At 65.8% G+C, this 17,899-nt stretch carries 15 protein-coding genes and 1 pseudogene; 7 read left to right on the top strand and 9 right to left on the bottom strand.

The features are described from left to right. Positions 1–158 precede the first annotated feature (158 nt). Positions 159–863, bottom strand: a complete 705-nt coding sequence (locus ON44_RS12155) for an ArsR/SmtB family transcription factor (protein ID WP_040689264.1) — start codon at positions 861–863, stop codon at positions 159–161. 143 nt (positions 864–1,006) lie between these two features. Here ON44_RS12155 and ON44_RS12150 point away from each other — a divergent pair, with 143 nt between their 5' ends. The 3 genes from ON44_RS12150 to ON44_RS12140 are packed head-to-tail and all read left to right on the top strand — an operon-like array spanning position 1,007 to position 3,192. Further along, positions 1,007–1,576 (top strand): dihydrofolate reductase family protein, encoded by a 570-nt coding sequence (locus ON44_RS12150; protein WP_040689226.1) that lies wholly within the window; start codon positions 1,007–1,009, stop codon positions 1,574–1,576. A gap of 13 nt (positions 1,577–1,589) precedes the next feature. Beyond that, a complete protein-coding gene (locus ON44_RS12145) occupies positions 1,590–1,931 on the top strand; it encodes a YciI family protein (protein ID WP_040689225.1) in 342 nt (113 codons plus the stop codon). Position 1,932: 1 nt separating this feature from the next. Continuing rightward, entirely contained in the window at positions 1,933–3,192 is a 1,260-nt protein-coding gene (locus tag ON44_RS12140; RefSeq protein WP_051181915.1) for an RNA polymerase sigma factor, read from the top strand. Positions 3,193–3,371: 179 nt separating this feature from the next. Here ON44_RS12140 and ON44_RS12135 read toward each other — a convergent pair whose 3' ends face one another. Then, complete coding sequence (locus ON44_RS12135; protein ID WP_040689224.1) at positions 3,372–3,863, bottom strand: pyridoxamine 5'-phosphate oxidase family protein; 492 nt, start codon at positions 3,861–3,863, stop codon at positions 3,372–3,374. 62 nt (positions 3,864–3,925) lie between these two features. On the opposite strand from ON44_RS12135, the gene ON44_RS12130 reads away from it, so the two are divergent. Next, positions 3,926–4,906 (top strand): helix-turn-helix transcriptional regulator, encoded by a 981-nt coding sequence (locus ON44_RS12130; protein ID WP_040689221.1) that lies wholly within the window; start codon positions 3,926–3,928, stop codon positions 4,904–4,906. 185 nt (positions 4,907–5,091) lie between these two features. Here ON44_RS12130 and ON44_RS12125 read toward each other — a convergent pair whose 3' ends face one another. The 6 genes and pseudogenes from ON44_RS12125 to ON44_RS12100 form a co-directional block, all read right to left on the bottom strand. Further along, a complete protein-coding gene (locus tag ON44_RS12125) occupies positions 5,092–6,444 on the bottom strand; it encodes an RNA-guided endonuclease InsQ/TnpB family protein (RefSeq protein WP_063721550.1) in 1,353 nt (450 codons plus the stop codon). Continuing rightward, positions 6,438–6,846: pseudogene (gene tnpA, locus ON44_RS12120) on the bottom strand (IS200/IS605 family transposase). Before tnpA ends, ON44_RS12125 begins: the two are co-directional and overlap by 7 nt. A gap of 415 nt (positions 6,847–7,261) precedes the next feature. Next, positions 7,262–8,713, bottom strand: a complete 1,452-nt coding sequence (locus ON44_RS12115; protein ID WP_040689220.1) for a GntP family permease — start codon at positions 8,711–8,713, stop codon at positions 7,262–7,264. Positions 8,714–8,724: 11 nt separating this feature from the next. Then, positions 8,725–9,324: a bifunctional 4-hydroxy-2-oxoglutarate aldolase/2-dehydro-3-deoxy-phosphogluconate aldolase gene (locus tag ON44_RS12110; RefSeq protein WP_040689214.1), complete on the bottom strand. Its 600-nt coding sequence runs from the start codon at positions 9,322–9,324 to the stop codon at positions 8,725–8,727. 23 nt (positions 9,325–9,347) lie between these two features. Next, positions 9,348–10,958 (bottom strand): N-acyl-D-amino-acid deacylase family protein, encoded by a 1,611-nt coding sequence (locus ON44_RS12105; RefSeq protein ID WP_040689211.1) that lies wholly within the window; start codon positions 10,956–10,958, stop codon positions 9,348–9,350. 9 nt (positions 10,959–10,967) lie between these two features. Continuing rightward, positions 10,968–12,251, bottom strand: coding sequence for a type III PLP-dependent enzyme domain-containing protein (locus ON44_RS12100; protein ID WP_040689208.1), 1,284 nt, complete (start codon positions 12,249–12,251; stop codon positions 10,968–10,970). Between the two features lie 106 nt (positions 12,252–12,357). Here ON44_RS12100 and ON44_RS12095 point away from each other — a divergent pair, with 106 nt between their 5' ends. Genes ON44_RS12095 through ON44_RS12085 form a run of 3 tightly spaced genes read left to right on the top strand, consistent with a single transcriptional unit; the run spans position 12,358 to position 14,661 of the window. Beyond that, complete coding sequence (locus ON44_RS12095) at positions 12,358–13,437, top strand: sugar kinase (RefSeq protein ID WP_083897818.1); 1,080 nt, start codon at positions 12,358–12,360, stop codon at positions 13,435–13,437. A gap of 55 nt (positions 13,438–13,492) precedes the next feature. Then, the gene (locus ON44_RS12090) at positions 13,493–14,263 is read left to right on the top strand and encodes an IclR family transcriptional regulator (RefSeq protein ID WP_040689205.1); all 771 of its coding nucleotides are present in this window, start codon (positions 13,493–13,495) and stop codon (positions 14,261–14,263) included. Next, positions 14,260–14,661: a RidA family protein gene (locus ON44_RS12085; RefSeq protein WP_040689204.1), complete on the top strand. Its 402-nt coding sequence runs from the start codon at positions 14,260–14,262 to the stop codon at positions 14,659–14,661. Before ON44_RS12090 ends, ON44_RS12085 begins: the two co-directional genes overlap by 4 nt. 140 nt (positions 14,662–14,801) lie before the next feature. On the opposite strand, the gene ppc is transcribed toward ON44_RS12085, so the two are convergent. Then, the gene (gene ppc, locus ON44_RS12080) at positions 14,802–17,639 is read right to left on the bottom strand and encodes a phosphoenolpyruvate carboxylase (protein WP_373283150.1); all 2,838 of its coding nucleotides are present in this window, start codon (positions 17,637–17,639) and stop codon (positions 14,802–14,804) included. Positions 17,640–17,899 lie beyond the last annotated feature (260 nt).

The raw sequence follows: 17,899 nt of genomic DNA, 5'->3' as shown, positions 1-17,899 counted from the left end.
GAGATTCGGCACACGCTCCGAGCCATCGGGCGATGCCGGCATCGTGGTGGCGACCGAGGGGCGGGGCTAGCTCCGACCGGGTCGGACCGATGCTGGTCGCGACCGGAAGAGACACATCCTCTCGGCGTCCTTCACTCCGCGCCGGATGAAGCCTTCCGTCAGGCAACCGTCGCCGGATCGATCCCGAGCGTCTCGCGCAGACCGATCTCCCCCTTCGCGGTGAGGCGGACGGCTCGGCCGGATCCGACACGTCGCACCCAATCCAGTGCCTGTAGTTGGCGGCACAGCTGCGCTCCCGCAGCACCGCCGAGGTGGGTGCGGCGTTCGGTCCAGTCCAGGCAGGGACGGGCGATCGGGCGACGAGTCCGCAATGTGTTCGACTCGATGCCCATCGGCCCCGTGAGCCATGCCAAACCCGCCTCGGTAAGGGCGAAGCCGCTGTCGTCATCGAGCAGTTCACGCTGGGTCATCGCAGCGGTGATGGCGACGCCGAGTCGGCCCGCGAGGTGGTCGTAGCAGGTCCGGCCACGGGCCAGGGCCGCGGCGGCGGTCGACGCGCGCAGTGTCGTCGGCTCGGGGCGTGCCGGTTCCAGATGGGCGACCATGGTCTCCAATAACTCGGCGACCTGCGGACTCGCCAGCTGCACGTAGCGGTGCCTGCCCTGACGGCGTTCGATGAGCAGACCGCCGTCGAACAGCCGGTTCAGGTGCTCGGTCGCGGTGGATGGCGCTACTCCGGCGTGGCGGGCCAGCTCGCCCGCCGTCCAGGCGCGACCGTCGACCAGTGCCAGGCACATATCGGCGCGGGTGCGGTCGGCCAGCAGGGTGGCCAGTCCGGCCAGCTCGGCTCCTCGGGTTTGCACCACACCATGATCGCGCCGGGTTATTTCGGCGGACACCGAATAACCGCCCCGAAGAAGTTTCTGTCCGTGATGTCGATTCGCCGCAGGTCCGTTCGTGTAGGTAGTGCAGCCGGTAACCGACCGGCCAACGGAAAGGACTCCCCATGAGCAAGATCATCGCGGTCGAGCACCTCACCCTGGACGGCGTCATGCAGTCCCCCAGCGGGGCCGATGAGGACACCCGGGACGGCTTTCGCCACGGTGGCTGGGTGCATCGCCACGACGACCCCGTGCAGGCCAGGGTGATGGGCGAACATATGGCGACCCATCACGGTGCGCTGTTGCTCGGACGGCGGACCTACGAGCAGTTCTATGGCTTCTGGCCGCATCAAACCGGCAATCCGTACACCGAGGTGCTGAACAAGACCGAGAAGTTCGTCGCGTCCCGGACGTTGACCGAACCGTTGCCGTGGGAAAACTCCACGCTGCTCAGCGGCGATGTTGTCGCCGCGGTACGCGAACTGCGGCAGGATCTCGTGGTGCTCGGCAGCGGCGATCTGCTGCAAACGTTGATGCGCAATGATCTCGTCGACGAGTATCTATTGCTGATCCATCCGATCGTGGTCGGCGGCGGGCGGCGGCTGTTCGATGGCGCGGACCTCGGCGAATTGCGACTCGCCGATAGCGTCACCACCCCCACCGGCGTAGTGATCGCCACCTACCAGCGGGGATGAGGAGGAGCGAGCCGTGCAGCAGTATCTGCTCAGCATCTACCAGCCCGAAGGCAGTGCGCCGCCGGACAATCTCGACGAGATCATGCGCGATCTGTACGCGCTGAACGACGAGATCCGGGCCGCGGGCGCCTGGGTTTTCGCCGCGGGCCTGCATGCGCCGAGTACCGCGACCGTGCTGCGCGCCCAGGGCAACGATGTGCTCGTCACCGACGGCCCGTATGTCGAAAGTAAGGAGTACATCGGCGGATTCACCGTCATCCAGGCGACCGATCTGGACGAGGCGCTCGACTGGGGCAAGAAGATGGCCGCCGTACTCTCCCTGCCGATCGAGATACGGCCGGTGGCCGATCACTGAGATGGTCACCGATGCCGCGATCGCGGCCGTATTCACCGAACACTACGGCCGCGCGGTCGCCAGCCTGATCCGCGTTTTCGGCGATATCACCATCGCCGAAGACGCGGTGCAGGACGCGTTCACCGCCGCCGTACAACGCTGGCCGACCGACGGACTCCCACCGAGCCCGCCCGGCTGGATCATCACCACCGCACGCAATCGAGCCATCGATCGCCTGCGGCGCGAGGCATCTCGCGACGACCGGCACGCCGAGGCCGCACTCCTGCACGCCGACAACGAACCCGACGATATGAGCGCCGTCCATGACGATCGCCTCCGCCTGATCTTCACCTGCTGCCACCCGGCACTATCACTGAATGCCCAAGTGGCACTTACGTTGCGACTGCTCGGCGGTCTCACCACACCTGAAATCGCCCACGCCTTCCTGACTTCCGAATCGACCATGGCGCAACGACTCGTCCGTGCCAAGGGCAAGATCCGCGACGCCCGCATCCCCTACCGAGTCCCGCGCGACGCCGACCTCCCCGCCCGCATGCGCGCCGTTCTGGCCGTCGTCTACCTCATCTTCACCGAGGGCCACACTGCCACCTCCGGCGATCGGCTGGTTCGAACCGATCTGTGCGTCGAGGCAATCCGCTTGGGGCGCTTGCTCATCGAGCTGATGCCCGACGAGCCGGAGGTACACGGCCTGCTCGCACTCATGCTGCTCACCGAATCACGCCGAGCCGCCCGCACCGCACCGGATGGGTCGCTCGTGCCGATGCCCGACCAAGACCGTAACCGCTGGGACCGCACCCTCATCACCGAGGGACACGCCCTCGTCCGGGAGTGCTTGCGCCGCAACCAACCCGGCCCCTACCAGATCCAAGCCGCAATCAACGCCGTGCACGCCGACGCCACCGATCCGGAATCCACCGACTGGCAACAAATCCTGCGGCTCTACGACCAACTGGCCGCCATAGCACCGAGTCCAGTAGTGGCGCTGAACCGCGCGGTAGCAGTGGGTGAAGTCGAGGGCCCTGATGCGGCGCTCACGCTCCTCTCCGAAATCGATCTACCGAATCACCACCTGTACCACGCGATCCGCGCCGACCTCCTACGCCGACTCGACCGCACCACAGAGGCAATTCAGGCCTACGACGCCGCCATCGCCCACACAGCCAACACCGCCGAACAGACCTTCCTGCGGCGGCGCAGGAATGAGCTCGCCTCTGCCGGCCGGTACAGACCAGGCGGTGCTCTAGGCTCGAATGGTGCCTGATGCACTGATCGTGGGTACGCGACAACAGTTGCCGCACAACTGGACTGGCTGATTTCCGCCGCCCGCTCAGGCGATACTTCGGGAATACTTCCCGCTGACGACGCCCCCTACTTCCGCCAGTTCTTCGACTATCCAGCAGAAGACAAGTTCTTGGCCGGGTGATGAGCAGCGCCGAGCGCTCAGTGCTTGCGCACCACGCGCTCGCCCTGCCCGGGCTTCCAGATGGTGATGTCCAGGTGATCGTCGGTGACCTCGACGGTGGAGGCGCCGGTCAGGTCCGCCGTGTAGAAGTGGTCGAATTCCTGGCCGCGGATGTCGAAGCCGGTGTCGTCGAACAGTTGCTGGGCGAAGCGGGCGTGGACTTCCTTGTCCGGGAGGTCGGTGACGGTGCCGAAGAGCTTCGCGTCACCGTCGCCGACTTGGGTGTCGACGGTTGCGGTGTGCAAGCAGAAGCGCGGGTCGCGAGCAAGATCCTTGAATTTGGTGGTGTTCGGCATGCCCGCGATTACCAGCATGCCCTCGAAGATCCGGGGTTCGATGGGGCTGATGCGGGGGAAGCCGTCGGAGCGCAGGGTCCCGAGCATGCAGAGATTGCCGGTGGCCTGGTGCCGACGAGTGAAGACGGTGGCGATGCGTGGCGCTTCTTCGGTGAACTGGCTCCATGTGGTCATGAGATCGACGGTACGAGCAAAACTTGACACCTTCTGTCAGGTTTTATGGCTAATCTCGAATCATGCGAGCGAGTCGACTGGTGCAGCTGTTATTGCTGCTCCAGACCCGCGGCCGGACGACCGGGCCGGAGCTGGCGCGCGAGTTGGAGGTGTCGGTGCGCACGGTGTATCGCGATATCGAGGCGCTGTCGTCCGCGGGCGTGCCGATCTACAGCGAACCGGGTCGGACCGGCGGTGTGCGGCTGGTCGACGGGTACCGCACCCGGTTGACCGGACTCACCACCGAGGAAGCCGATGCGGTACTGCTCGCCGGACAACCCGCGGCCGCTGCCGATCTCGGACTCGGCACGGTATTGGCGACCGCGCAGCTCAAGGTGCTCGCCGCGCTACCACCCGAATTGCGCGGCCGGGCAACACGAATCGCGGAACGTGTCCACGTGGACGCACCGGGCTGGTTTCGTCGCCCCGACGAAACACCAACGCTCGCAGCGGTTGCCGACGCCTTGTGGCACGATAGGCGACTCGATATCCGGTATCGGCGCAAGGATCGAGCCGTCGAACGCCGCTTGGATCCACTCGGCCTCGTATTGAAGGCCGGGACTTGGTATCTCGTCGCACGTGACGGATCGGCCATCCGCTCCTATCGCGTGAGCCGCATCGCCTCGGCCGAGCAGACCGGCGAATCCTTCACGCGGCCGGATGATTTCAACCTCGCCGAGCATTGGTCGGAGTCCGCCGATGATTTCGCCCGATCGATGCTGCGAGTGCGGGCTCGCTGCCGGATCGCGGCCACCCAGCTGCGGCTGCTCCGGCTGATGAACGAGCCCGCCGCGGTTGCCGAGGCGATGGCATCGGCAACCGAACCGGACGCCGAGGGTTGGGTCGAAGTAACCATTCCCTCGGAGTCCTATGAGGTTCTGGCGGGTGCGATCCTGCCGCTCGGCGAATTCTGCGAGGTTCTCGACCCGCCGGAATTCCGCGACCGGCTCGCCGCGACGGCCTTCGCCATGGCCGAGCGCTACCGCGGCCCGCACGCTTCCTGACCTTGTGCAAGCCGCACACCCAGTACAGCGGGTGTGCAACCTCAGCGCAGTGAGTGGAAGAACGCGCGCACATCATCGGTCAGCAGGTCCGGTGCTTAGCATTGCCTCGAAGTGATCACTCGGTCCATCTCACGATATTGTGCTGCTGTACTTTCGCTGCGACTCTCTTCCCGAGCCTGGCCGCATCAAGCAATCGCCTTGTTGCACAAGTCCGCCGATGTCTGGCCCGGTATGGGGTCATCGAGGCCGTAGACGAGCGCACCTGCCACCTCCACGTCGGTGCCGACACACTTGAGGCACTGGTCTGGATGTTGCCTTCCTCCCCACGCCTGGGGGCGGGGGATTTCACCCTGTGAGGGTTGGGGTTCCTGTTTCACAGACCGGCCAGCGCCGAGGTCTCCACAGGCTGTCACCGCCAGCCCGGCGGCGAGAATGTTCTTGGCGGCGTTGACGTCCGCGTTCTCGCTGTGCCCGCACGCCCGGCACCGGTAAACCGCTTGGCTCTCACGGCTTTCCGGATCTGTCGTACGGCAGCGCGAACACGTTTGTGACGTGTACGCAGCCGCTACCTTAACAATCTGTGTGCCCGTGTACCGGGCAGCGTTAGCCAATGCCAGCTCGAACTGGTACCAGCCCTTGTCGAGGATGGACCGGTTCAGGCCCGCTTTCTGGCGGACGTTCTTCCCCGGCTCGGTGATAGTGCGGCGGGCCGAGGCCGTCATATTCCGGACACGCAGCATCTCAATCGCGATGAGGCCGTGACGCGCGGTCAGGCGGTTCGCCACCCAGGCGTTGAAGTCGGCACGCCGGTTCCGTTCCCGCCGCTTCAAGGACCGCATCATGTCCAGGGTTCGTCGGCGGTTCGCACTGCCCTTCTTCTGGCGGGCAAGTTTCCGCTGGAGCCGCTTGTACCGCTGTCCCTCGGCCTTGCCAGCGAACGAACGGTCATAAAGGCGGCCATCGCTTGCCGCCACGGCGACCGCGACGCCGCGATCGACACCCACAGATGATGTACTGACATGTCTTTCGCCCTGGATGACCCCGTCCTCGACGAGCAAGGAGATGTACCAGTGACCGCCGTCATGGGAGACCGTAGCCGAGCGGACGGTACCACCGAGCGCGCGCGACATCCGAAACCGCACCCAACCGAACTTCGGGAGCTTCACCCGCCCCCACCGCCTATTCAGGCGCTCCACTTGGATCTTCCCGCCGTCTGGAATACGGAACGACGGCCTCCAACGGCGACCCGACCGCCACCGAACCCCGAACGTGCCGTGCCTACGACACGCTTTATCCAGATCCATCAGGGTTTGCTGAAGGCAATGCGACGGGGCTTCGGCGAGCCAGCTGTGCTCAGACTTGGCTTCGGCGAGTTCCTTCGCCTGCTGTTGGTAGCCGATCCAGGCGTCGCGCCGACGATATTCGCGGCGTTGCTCGAGGCCCGTATTCCACACCGCGCGGCAAATACCACCGATCCGCTCGGCGAACTCCGCCTGCTCCGGGGTGAGCTGAAGCCGGTATCTACGCCCTGTCAGCACGCCGTCACCATGGCCTTCTGCTGCTCGGCGTGGCGTTGGATGACCGACAACGGTGCCCCGCCGACCGCCGCAACGAAATACGAGTTCGTGCACAGTGTGGGCAAACGGGAACGCAGTCAAGGGAACTCATCGCACAGTACCCGATTCGAACAGCCCTTGAGCCTTCACCAAACCGTGGTTTGCGTACTGGGGATCGACCTGGACCAGCAGATGCACATGATCGGGCAGCGTTTCGACCTCGACCAGCCACGCGCCCTTCTCTTCGACGACTTCGCGGATCAGTTCTTCGAGGCGTTCCTCCATACGCTCACCGATGACGCTGCGCCGGTACTTCGGGCACCAGACGACGTGATACGCGCGCTGGAACACGATGTTCGAGTTGCTACGCAGCGACACAGACACGCCCTAGTTGTACTGCCATGCGCCAGATATCGCAAATGTGTTCGAAATGAGCGACGCCTAGAAAACATGGTTCATGCGCTTGCCCCACGGCCGGGAGTCTGCCCGCAACGTTTCTCTGATCATCTTGACCGATATCGACTTCACGCTGTTCAGCGGCCCACCCGACCTCGTCGCCGCCATCCGGGTCCAGGCCGCACGCCGCACAGCCGCCGCGCCCCGAGATGAGATATCGTCACGTGTGCCGCATCGCCGACCCAGCGCGGCAATAGGCATTTGCCCGCGTAGACCGTGTCGGACGCCCAGGATAGCGAACCTACTCGTCGACAATCTCGACGGCATCGTGTCGCACGAATCAACCAGCCCGGCAACAGGATTAGGTCCCGTGCCGGGCTGGTCCGAAGCGTCAGAGCGGACCTCAGCTGACAATCGCGAACAGAACCGCCGCGACCGCGAAACTCACCACCGAGAGCACGGTTTCGAGCACCGTCCAGGTTTGCAGTGTCTGCTTTACCGTCAGGTTGAAGTACTTCGAGATGATCCAGAAGCCACCGTCGTTCACATGGCTGAGGATGATCGAGCCCGCCGCGATCGACATGGCGATGAGGGCGATGGCCATCTGCGAGTAGCCGTGTCCGGTGACCAGCGGCGCGACAATGCCGCCGGTGGTCACGATGGCCACGGTGGCCGAGCCCTGTGCGATGCGCAGGCCGCAGCTGATGATGTAGGCGAGCACGATCACCGGCAGTCCGGCGGCCGACATGGTGTCGGCGAGTGCGGTGCCGATTCCGGTGGCGGAGATGACCTTTCCGAAGAAAGCACCCGCACCGACCACCAGCAACAGCATGCCGACCGGCTTCAGCGATTCCGCGGTGAGCGTACTGAGTTCCTGCACACTGGAACCGCGCCGCACACCGAGCAGATAGAAGGCGACGAGCACCGCGATCAGCAGCGCCACGGCGGGTGTGCCGAGGAAGGTGAGCACCTGGAGCAGTTTCGAATCCTTGCCCAGCCATTGGGTTCCGAAGGTCGCACCGAGAATGAGCACCAGCGGAATCGCGATGATGCCGCCGATGAGCCCGACTGCGGGCGGGCGTGTCTCGGTGCGCACGGTCTCCGGATCCGTCGCGGTGCCCGGACCTTCGCCCTTCGCCGCAGGCTCGACCTCCGGCCGCACCAGGAATTCAGCAGGCACCTCGACCTGCACCCGCTTACCGATGTAGGTGCCCCACACGATGCCCGCGGCGATGAAACCCGGTATGCCGCAAATGAATCCCATGATGATCAGCCAGCCCAGGCTCACGCCGAGCAGACCACCGAGTGCGACCGGGCCGGGATGCGGCGGCAGGAATGCGTGCGTCATGGACAGACCGGCCAACATCGGCATGGCATACAGCACCAGCGATCGGCCACCGCGCTTGGCGGCCACATAGATCAGCGGCGCGAGCACGAAGATACCGATATCGAAGAAGACCGGGATGCCGAAGATGAGCCCGAGCAGACCCATGGCGACCGGTGCGCCCCGTTCGCCGAAGACGCCCAGCAGCTTGCCGGTCAAAACGTCCGCGCCACCGGAACGTTCGAGGATCGCGCCGAGTACCGTGCCGAGGCCGATAATGACCGCGATATGGCCGAGAATGCCGCCGAAACCGGTCTCCAGCAGCGAATCACCGGACTTGATCGCCGTACCGACGATCTTCGACACCGGTAGTCCGGCGACCAGCGCCAGCCCGAGGCCGGTGAGCAGCAGCGCGATGAACGGCTCCAGCTTGACCTTGATAATGGCGAACAGCAGTACGGCAATCGCGAGACCGCACAGCACCAACAACCCAGGTGTGGTGGTGCGCAGCCAGTCGACAGTGGCGCCCATATGGGTACCTCTCAATTCATGGATCGAACGAATGACGCCGCACGCGAGGCGATTTCGGACCATCGGCCCGCGGCGACGTCGGATGGGGCCACGACATCGGTACCCGCGGTCACGGCCACGGCTCCGTTGGCGAGGAATTCGGCGGCATTGCCCGCATTGACGCCCCCGGAGGGAATGAGCGCCACATCGGGGAAGGGACCGCGCAGGTCTTTCAAATAGCCGGGACCGAGCGCCCTGGCGGGGAAGATCTTCACCGCGGCGGCCCCGAGGTCGAGTGCGGTGAGCACTTCGGTGGGCGTGAAAGCGCCCATCACGACCGGAATGTCGCGTTCGGCCGCGACGGCCGCGACCTCCGCGCGCACACCGGGCGTGACGAGGAACCGTGCACCGTTATCGATCGCGGCCTCGGCCTGGTCGGCATGCAGTACGGTTCCGACACCGACGACAGCATCGGGAGCCGTTGCGGCGATACGCAGGTAATCGAGCACGCCTGGCGTTGTGAAGGTGAGCTCCAGGGTACGAATCCCGGAGCGCGCCAACGCATCCGCGAGCGCCAATGGATCCGGAATCTCCGGCGCACGCACCACAGTCAGCACGCGGTCGGCGCGCATGACCTCCAGAGCGCTCGTGGCGTTCAATATGTCTCCTTCCGCGTGGCATCCATGCGCAGCGCGCGCCCGGCGAGCTTGCCGGTGGGCGCACCGTTCTCGATGGCGAATTCGCCGTTGACCAGCACGTGCTGAATGCCGCGCGCCTGCTGCTTCGGGTTGTCGAAGGTCGCGGTATCCGTGATCGTCGACGGGTCGAACAGCACGAGATCGGCTGCGTACCCCGTGAATACGTGTCCGCGGTCGCTCAGCCGCAGCCGCTCGGCGGGCCGGCCGGTGAGGTGGTGCACACACTCCTCCAGCCCGAGTACACCGAGCTCGCGGACGTAGTGGCCCAGATAGCGCGGGAAGGTGCCCCAGGCGCGCGGATGCGGCCGATCACCGACGAGCAGTGCGTCGCTGCCACCCATATGCACCGGATGCACCATGATCGCGCGCACGTTCTCCTCGTGCCCGACGTGCTGCAGAATGGTGGTGGCCAATTGATCTCTGCGCAGCAGATCGAAGAACACCGCGACGGGTGCGCGATCGGTATCGGCCGCGATTTCCGCGACGGTCTTGCCGACGTACTCCCCCAGCTCCGCATTGGCGACACCGCTGATCTGAATGGTCTCCCATTCGACCGTGACCCCGTGGCAGCCGTCGGAACCATTCACGTTCACGTCCAACGTGATTCGCGCGCGCATCTCGGGATCATCGATGCGCGCCAATGCCGCATCCGGGCCACCGGACATCGCCCAGCTCGGCAGCAGCGCCGAAAGTGTCGTGGAGCCGGGCAGGTATGGATAGGTGTCGAGGGTGATATCGCATCCCTCGGCCCGGGCGGCGTCGATCAGCGCCAGGAATTCCGGTGCGCGCCCGCGGTTCACGCCGAAGTTCATGGTCGCGTGGGTGAGATGCAGTGCGCAGCCGGTGCTGCGAGCCAGGCCGATCATCTCGGCGTATGCCGCCAACGCACCCTTACCGTAGGAGCGCGTATGCGGTGCATAGAATCCGCCGTACTCGGCGACGATCTCGCACAACGCCGCCAATTCCCCTGTGTCCGCATACATTCCGGGCGTATATGTCAGTCCGCTCGACATACCGACCGCACCCTCGCGCAGCCCCTGTGCGAGCAGTTCCCGCATCCGCCGGATCTCCGCCACGGTCGCGGGCCGCTGTTCGCTGCCGACGACCAGCAGCCGCAGCGTGCCCTGCGGTACGAGATACGCGGCATTCGGTGTTATGCCCTGATCGAGCCGGTCCAGATACTCCGCGACCGTGCGCCAGGAGAAGTCCAGATCGGTGGGATTGCCGTTCCATCCGGCGATCTGACGCCGCAGTACCGCCAGGGCGGCGTCATCGATCGGTGCATACGAGAGCCCGTCCTGTCCGATGACCTCGGTGGTGACCCCCTGACTGATCTTCGGGAAATGGCCGGGCTCGGTGAGCAGATGCAGATCGGAGTGCGCGTGCATATCGATGAAGCCGGGGGCGAGCACCGAACCGGGCGCGTCGATGAACCGGGCAGCCTCGGTGATCGTTCGCGGGTCGGCGATAGTGCTGATTCGTCCCCGATCGATGCCGACATCGGCGCGGAAGCGTGGCGCTCCCGTTCCGTCTATGACGTCGATATCGCGAAACACTAAGTCCGTCATGGCCGCTCGTCAGAAGAAGGTGTGGACGAGGTCGACAACACGTGGCCGTTCCGCATCGGCGTCATCGATGACCGGGATCAACCGCCACTTGTCGAATGCGGTGCACGGATGCGACAGGCCGAGCCGCACCACGCTGCCGACCGGCAGATCACCGGCGGCACCGCCCGGTAGCCGCAGAAAAGCGTGCTGATCATTCAGCGCACTGACATGTGCCGCCGGATTCAACGAACCTTCCGGTCCCGCAACGAATTGCGGGACCGGAAGCCCCTCATCGAATGGCAGATCACGCTTACCGGCGTCCAGTAGCGCGAGTTCTGCCTCGGGTCGCGAAACGGTCCGCGCCCAGCCGTGCATAGCCGAGCGCAGCGGTCGTTCGCTGCGCGGCGCGGCCAGCGGCGAAATGCCCGCGTAGAACCCGTCGTCGTGAATGATGTACGCGCCGGAGCGCAGTACCACCGTGGTCGGAACACTTTGCTCATCGGCGAGTCCGGCCAGACATTCGACGACCAGATCCGGGAAGGCGCTGCCGCCCGCGGTGACGATCGCACCTTCCGGATAGCGTCCGGCCGCGGCGAGTTCGCGGTGCAGGCGGGCGATTTCGTCCAGATAGTGCCGGACGGCGACGATCCCGTCCGGGGTGCGATCGTGAGCGAGCGCACCCTCATAGCCGCCGACTCCGGCCAGGGTCAGTCGCTCGGCGCGGCCAACGGCCTCGGCAATCGCATGCGCCTGTTCAACCGTGCGCGCTCCCGTACGCCCGTGCGGCCCACCGAGTTCGACGATTACCCGAATGCGCGCATCACCCGGCAGGTGCTGCTCCATCAGCGCGACGGTCTCGACACTGTCGACCCAGCAGAAGAATTCGAACTCCGGATCCCGCGCGGATTCCGCGGCGACCCAGCGCAGTCCGACCGGATCGACGAGTGCGTTGGCCAGCACGATCCGTCCGACTCCGAACGACCGGGCCACCTGCACCTGCCACACGGTGGCGAAGGTGATCCCCCAGCTCCCGGCGGCCAACTGCTGTGCCCACAGCTGCGGGGCCATCGTGGTCTTCCCGTGCGGCGCCAGGCGCACACCGGCGGCCGCCGCCCAATCCGCCATTACCGCGACATTCGCCGCGATGGCCGCACGGTCGACGGTCAAGACCGGGGTTTCGAACTCGTCGAGGTGCGGCGCGGAGTCCAGAAAGTCGCGAACCGTGCGGCCCCATGCCGCGGGCGGCAGACCCTTGTGCTCGGGCCCGAGCGTCCGATCCGCCAGTGCGGCAACGGCTTTCTCATCGATAGCCATGTCGCTCCTTCCCGCGGAATCGTGTCCGCCGAATAATGTCCCCACCGCATTGCATATTTTGCAACGCTCGTTGCGCATTCTGTTTTGTGTGGTTATTCTGCACTGGATGGCCGATGGCCGCAAGGGCAGAAGGGAGATCGATGTGACGTGGCCTACTACGTCGCCCCGCCCGCGGGCGGTGACCATCGGTGAGGGGCTCGCCGTGCTGGTGGCGCGTCCCGGTCCGCTGGAGGACTCGGAGAACTTCGAGCGAACCGCGGGCGGCGCCGAGGCAAATGTGGCCACCGTGCTCACTCAGCTCGATGTGGACGCCGCGTGGATTTCCCGGGTCGGCGATGACGGATTCGGCCGTTATCTCACCGGACACCTCGCGGCACGCGGCGTGGATGTGTCGGCGGTTGTCATCGATCCCGCACGCCCCACCGCCGTCTATGTGAAGGAGCGCGGCAGCGGCTCGGGCAAGGCGACCGATCTGGCCGACGGAGCCAGCCGCATGCTGTACTACCGCACCGGCTCCGCCGCCAGCGCACTGTCCACCGCCGATCTGGCGGCGGCCGCCGAACTGCTCGAACGCACCGACCTCGTGCACTTCACCGGAATAACCACCGCGCTCTCGGAATCCGCGACCCGCCTCACGGAAACCCTTGTCACACTTCCCCGCCCCGGCAAGCTGGTCAGCTTCGATCTGAATTACCGTCCGGCACTGTGGGCGGGGCGCGTCGAGCAGGCAGCCGAGGTGCTGGCTCGGCACGTACGCGGCTGCGATGTGGTGTTCCTCGGCGCCGACGAGGCGGATGCGGTCTTCGGCACCGACGATGCCGACCGATTGCGGGCACTGTTTCCCGAGCCGGAACACCTGGTGGTCAAGAACAATGAGCATTCGGTGACCGGGTTCTCCGGAACCGAGCGCGTCGAAGTGCCCGCGCTGGAACTCGAGATCACCGAGCGAATCGGTGCCGGTGATGCCTTCGCGGGCGGTTATCTGGCCGCCCTGCTGCACGAACGCCCGCTGGAGCAGCGGCTGCGCTTCGGGCATTTATGCGCAGCGGCCGCGCTGACCGGCACCGGGGATGTCGCGGAACTGCCTTCACCCGGTGCGCTGGCGGCATTGGCGGCACTCGACAAGTCCGCCTGGGGGCGTGTGCATTACAGCAGAGATGTCGTAGCAGAGAATGTGGCGTCATGAGCGAGCGAACAATAGACACAGTCGTGCCGGAGCCGAGCGCCGGCGAGGCGCAGGCATGAGTCAGAGTTTGTTGCGCGCCTTGACCATCCTGCTGTCGCTCGGGCAGGATGCGCGCTCGCTCGATCAGCTGGCCGGTGAACTCGGCGTGCACAAGTCCACGGTGCTGCGGCTGCTGCAGACCATGGAATCGCAGCGCTTCGTCACCCATGACAGTCAGCACCAATACGTCCTCGGCTCTCGGCTTTTCGAACTCGCCAACAGCGCCTTGGAACAGCGTGACGTTCGCACCCTCGCCCGCCCGCACCTGAGCGCACTGAATTCCGCTACCGGACAGACAATTCACCTCGCCACCTACGAATCCGGTGACGCCATCTATATCGACAAATTCGACGCGATCCAGAGCGTGCGAATGTATTCCCGCATCGGCCGACCCGCCCCGCTGCACTGCACGGCGGTCGGGAAGGTGCTCGTCGCCGCACAGCCGCGCACGGAATGGCGCGCGATCGCGGAGCGCCTCGACTACCGCAAGTTCACCGACCGCACCATCCGCACCCCGGAGCGCTATCTGGCGGAGCTGGAACTCGTTGCGACACAGGGCTATGCGGAGGATCACGAGGAACACGAGAGCTTTGTCAACTGCATCGGCGTCCCGGTGCGCAATGGCACCGGGACCGTGGTCGCCGCGGTCTCGATGTCGGTGCCGGACATGCTGCTCGACCACGACCAGGTGTTGGCGGAGCTGCCGCGGGTCCGTGCGGCGGCCGATGCCATCTCTGCCGAACTCGGCTGGACTCCCAGCCACACCGCGACGAAAGGCCAGTTATGAGTGAGAAGATCGCCGTCCGCACCACCGACGCCCCCGCGCCCGCGCACACCTTCTCACAGGGAGTGCGCAAGGGTCCGTTCGTGCAGGTCTCGGGCCAGGGTCCGGTCGACCCTGCGACAAATGAATATCTCTTCCCCGGCGACGTTGCCGCCCAAACGATTCGGACGCTGCAGAATGTCAAGGCGATCGTCGAGGCGAGCGGCGCCACCTTCGACGATGTGGTGATGCTGCGCGTCTATCTGACCAAGCGCGAAGACTTCGCCGTCATGAACGACGCCTACGGCGAATTCGTCACCGCCAACACCACAGGCGACGTACTCCCGAGCCGCACAACGGTATTCACCGGCCTCCCCCGGGAGGAAATGCTGGTGGAGATCGATGCCGTCGCCATCGTCTGAGCACTAGCCCGCGTCCAGATATCTCAGGTCCGCGCCGAGCACAGTCGAAATGTGGTCCGCCACGCCGTCCGACACCACAATTCGACTGCGCGATGGCAGACCCGGGATTCGGTTACCGCAGAAGGTAATTGGATGAGGCATCAGCCGGAGTTGCGCAGGGCGGTGGCGAGTCCGTTCATGGTCAGCAGGATGCCGCGTTTGACGAGTTCGGAATCGTCGCCCCCGCGCAGCCGGCGCAGCAACTCGACCTGCATCTGGTTCAGCGGCTCCAGGTACGGGAAGCGGTTGTGGATCGATTCCGCCAGTGACGGGTTGTCGGCGAGCAGGTGATCATTGCCGGTGATCGCGGCGTGCATGCGGATGGTGCGGGCGTGCTCGTCGCGGATCATCCCGAAGATGTGCTCGCGCAAGGCCACGTCGTCGACGAGTTCGGCGTACCTGGCCGCGATATCCAAGTCGCTCTTGGCCATGACCTGGGCCAGATTCGACAGCACCGTCCGGAAGAACGGCCAGCGGTGATAGAGGTCCGACAAAATCGCCAAGCGGTTGGGATCGCCACCGACCCACTCCTCCAGCGCGGCACCGGTCCCGTACCAGCCCGGCAGCATGACGCGGGCCTGGCTCCACGACATCACCCACGGAATGGCCCGCAGATCGCTGACCGAATTCGTCGGCTTGCGGGAGGCGGGGCGACTGCCGATATTCAGGTCGCCGACCTCGGCGACCGGCGTGGACTGCCGGAAATACTCGACGAATCCCGGTGTTTCGTGCACGAGCCGCGCATAGGCCGCACGGGCGCGCGCCGCCAGATCGTCCATGAGGTCATAGGACGGTTCGGCATCGGGGCCGAGCCCCTCCACATCGAGCAGTGTCGACTCCAGGGTGCCCGCGATCAACGACTCCAGATTGCGATGCGCCGCACCGGATTCCGCATACTTGGCCGCAATCACCTCGCCCTGCTCGGTCAACCGCAGCGAACCCCGCACGGCGCCGACGGGCTGGGCGAGAATGGCGTCATAGCTGCGCCCGCCACCACGACCGACCGTGCCGCCGCGACCGTGAAAGAGCCGCAAGCGAATTCCGGTCTTGCGCGCCACCTCGACCAGATCCAGCTCCGCCCGGTAGAGCGCCCAATTGGCGGCCAGATACCCACCGTCCTTATTGGAATCGGAGTATCCGAGCATCACCTCCTGCCGCATTCCCTTGGCGGCCACCAGCTCTCGATACACCGGGACATCCAGTACCGCGGACAGGGTCGCCGCACCGGCGCCCAGATCCTCGATGGTCTCGAACAGCGGCACGATATTCACCGGGCAACTCGGCGGCCCATCCGGCTCACCCGGATCGAGCAGCCCGCCCTCCTTCAGCAGCAGCGCTGCCTCCAGCATGTCGCTGACCGAGGTGCACATGCTGATGATGTAGTTCGGCACCGCCTCGACGCCGAAGGTGTCGACGACATCCCGTGCGGCACGGACGATATCGAGTTCCTTGGCCGCGAGTTCGCTGAGCCGCGCATGCGGGCCGAGCAGCGGACGGCGGGTTCGCAGCTCGGCGGCGAGCAGTTCCACCCGCTCGGGCTCGGCGAGACTCGCGTAGTCCTGATGTACCCCCGCCCAGGCCAGCAGCTCGGCGACGACCTGTTCGTGCATCTCCGAGTTCTGCCGCATATCCAGGCTCTGCAGATGGAATCCGAATGTCTCGACGGCATATCGCAGTGCGGCCAGCCGGTCGTCGGCGAGCAGACCGTCCCCGCTGGCCCGCATCGAGACGTCCACGGCGTCCAGGTCGTCGAGTACCGCCTGCGGGGTCGCGTATGCCGGTGCACCCATATCCAGCCCGTCTGCGGGCAATTCGCCGAGCGCGGCAAGTGCCGACGCCGACAGGCGCGCCCGAATCCGGTGCAGCGCACGGCGATACGGCTCATCGGAATGCGTCGCGGGATCGGGATATCCGGCCTCGGCCAGTGCGGCAACCTCCGGTGTCACCAGCACCAGCCGCGCCGATTGCGACAGCGACTTCTCCAGCTCCACCAGCTCGTGCAGATACCGTCCGAACGCCACCGCCGACGCCTGCGCTGCCGCCTGACGCACGACATCCGCTGTCACATAGGGGTTTCCGTCACGGTCGCCGCCGATCCACGATCCGGGACGCAGGATCGGCCGCGGCAGCAATTCCGCGCCCGGCCAGCGGGACCGCAGCGCGGCCCGTACCTCCGCATTGATCGCCGGGATAACATCGAAGAGCGTGATGTCGTAGTAGCGCAGTCCGACCGAGATCTCGTCCTGAATCCGCAAGCGCTGCAATCGAATCAGCGCGGTGCGCCACAGCGCGAGCACCTGGCGGCGGATCCGCTGCTCCAGATCCGCACGCGGCCGCTCGGTCTCGGTATAACGCTGCCGCAAGCGCATCAATTCGGTAATGCGAGTCTGCACGTCGAATACGGTGCGGCGCCGGGTTTCGGTCGGATGTGCGGTGATCACCGGCGATACCAGGGCGTCGGCGAGCAGATCGGCGACCTGGGCGCCGTCCAGGGCCGCAGCGTCGAGCTTCCGGTAGGTCGCCGCCAGTGAGGAATCCTGCGGCGGCTCCCCCGCCGCCTCATGCGCCGCCCGCCGCCGATCGCGCTGGATATCCTCGGCCAGATTCGCCAGCAGCACGAAATAGGTGAATGCGCGGATCAGCGGCAGCGCGACCGCGATCTCGACGCCGTCCAGCATCTCCGCCACCGCGCTGCGCTCGACCTCCTCGCGCCGCACCCGGAACGCCTCGATCCGCACCCGCTCGATCAGGTCGAAGACCTCGGGGCCCTCGTGATCGCGGATGGAGTCGCCGAGGACGCCGCCGAGGAACCGAATATCGTCCCGCAGCGGCCGAGTCGCCTCCGGTGCGGTGGGCGTCTCCGACAGTCGCTCGCCTGCGTTCGGCTCTGTCACGCCCGAGGGCGCGGTGTCGCTGATTCGCTCGATGCGCTCGCTCATGACTCGACACTACTGCGCCAAGATCAGACCTTCGCGGTGACGCCGAGCACGCCGACGTGCCTGGCCCGAACTCGGTATGCCCTGGTCATACATCCCGACCTACCAGGCGCTCACCGCGCTCGAGCTGCTCATCGCGGTCCTGACGCGAGTCGGCGGTGCATTCGGTCCGTCGCGATACTGACGCAGGCCAGCAGAGCAATCCGTCCACCGCAGTGCTGACGCAGGCCAGCGGTGAATGCGGTTCTCGCCGACGCCGAGGC

It is taken from the genome of Nocardia vinacea NBRC 16497 (assembly GCF_000308835.1).
Lineage (GTDB): Bacteria > Actinomycetota > Actinomycetes > Mycobacteriales > Mycobacteriaceae > Nocardia > Nocardia vinacea.
This window is presented reverse-complemented; position numbering and strand designations above follow the sequence as displayed.

Excerpts from the sequence above, each read along its gene's own strand:
- ON44_RS12135 (WP_040689224.1), bottom strand. The coding sequence starts at position 3,863 with ATGACCACATGGAGCCAGTTCACCGAAGAAGCGCCACGCATCGCCACC.
- ON44_RS12150 (WP_040689226.1), top strand. The coding sequence starts at position 1,007 with ATGAGCAAGATCATCGCGGTCGAGCACCTCACCCTGGACGGCGTCATG.
- ppc (WP_373283150.1), bottom strand. The coding sequence starts at position 17,639 with ATGAGCGAGCGCATCGAGCGAATCAGCGACACCGCGCCCTCGGGCGTG.
- ON44_RS12100 (WP_040689208.1), bottom strand. The coding sequence starts at position 12,251 with ATGGCTATCGATGAGAAAGCCGTTGCCGCACTGGCGGATCGGACGCTC.
- ON44_RS12105 (WP_040689211.1), bottom strand. The coding sequence starts at position 10,958 with ATGACGGACTTAGTGTTTCGCGATATCGACGTCATAGACGGAACGGGA.
- ON44_RS12140 (WP_051181915.1), top strand. The coding sequence starts at position 1,933 with ATGGTCACCGATGCCGCGATCGCGGCCGTATTCACCGAACACTACGGC.
- ON44_RS12115 (WP_040689220.1), bottom strand. The coding sequence starts at position 8,713 with ATGGGCGCCACTGTCGACTGGCTGCGCACCACCACACCTGGGTTGTTG.
- ON44_RS12110 (WP_040689214.1), bottom strand. The coding sequence starts at position 9,324 with ATGCGCGCCGACCGCGTGCTGACTGTGGTGCGTGCGCCGGAGATTCCG.
- ON44_RS12090 (WP_040689205.1), top strand. The coding sequence starts at position 13,493 with ATGAGTCAGAGTTTGTTGCGCGCCTTGACCATCCTGCTGTCGCTCGGG.
- ON44_RS12085 (WP_040689204.1), top strand. The coding sequence starts at position 14,260 with ATGAGTGAGAAGATCGCCGTCCGCACCACCGACGCCCCCGCGCCCGCG.
- ON44_RS12095 (WP_083897818.1), top strand. The coding sequence starts at position 12,358 with ATGGCCGATGGCCGCAAGGGCAGAAGGGAGATCGATGTGACGTGGCCT.
- ON44_RS12130 (WP_040689221.1), top strand. The coding sequence starts at position 3,926 with ATGCGAGCGAGTCGACTGGTGCAGCTGTTATTGCTGCTCCAGACCCGC.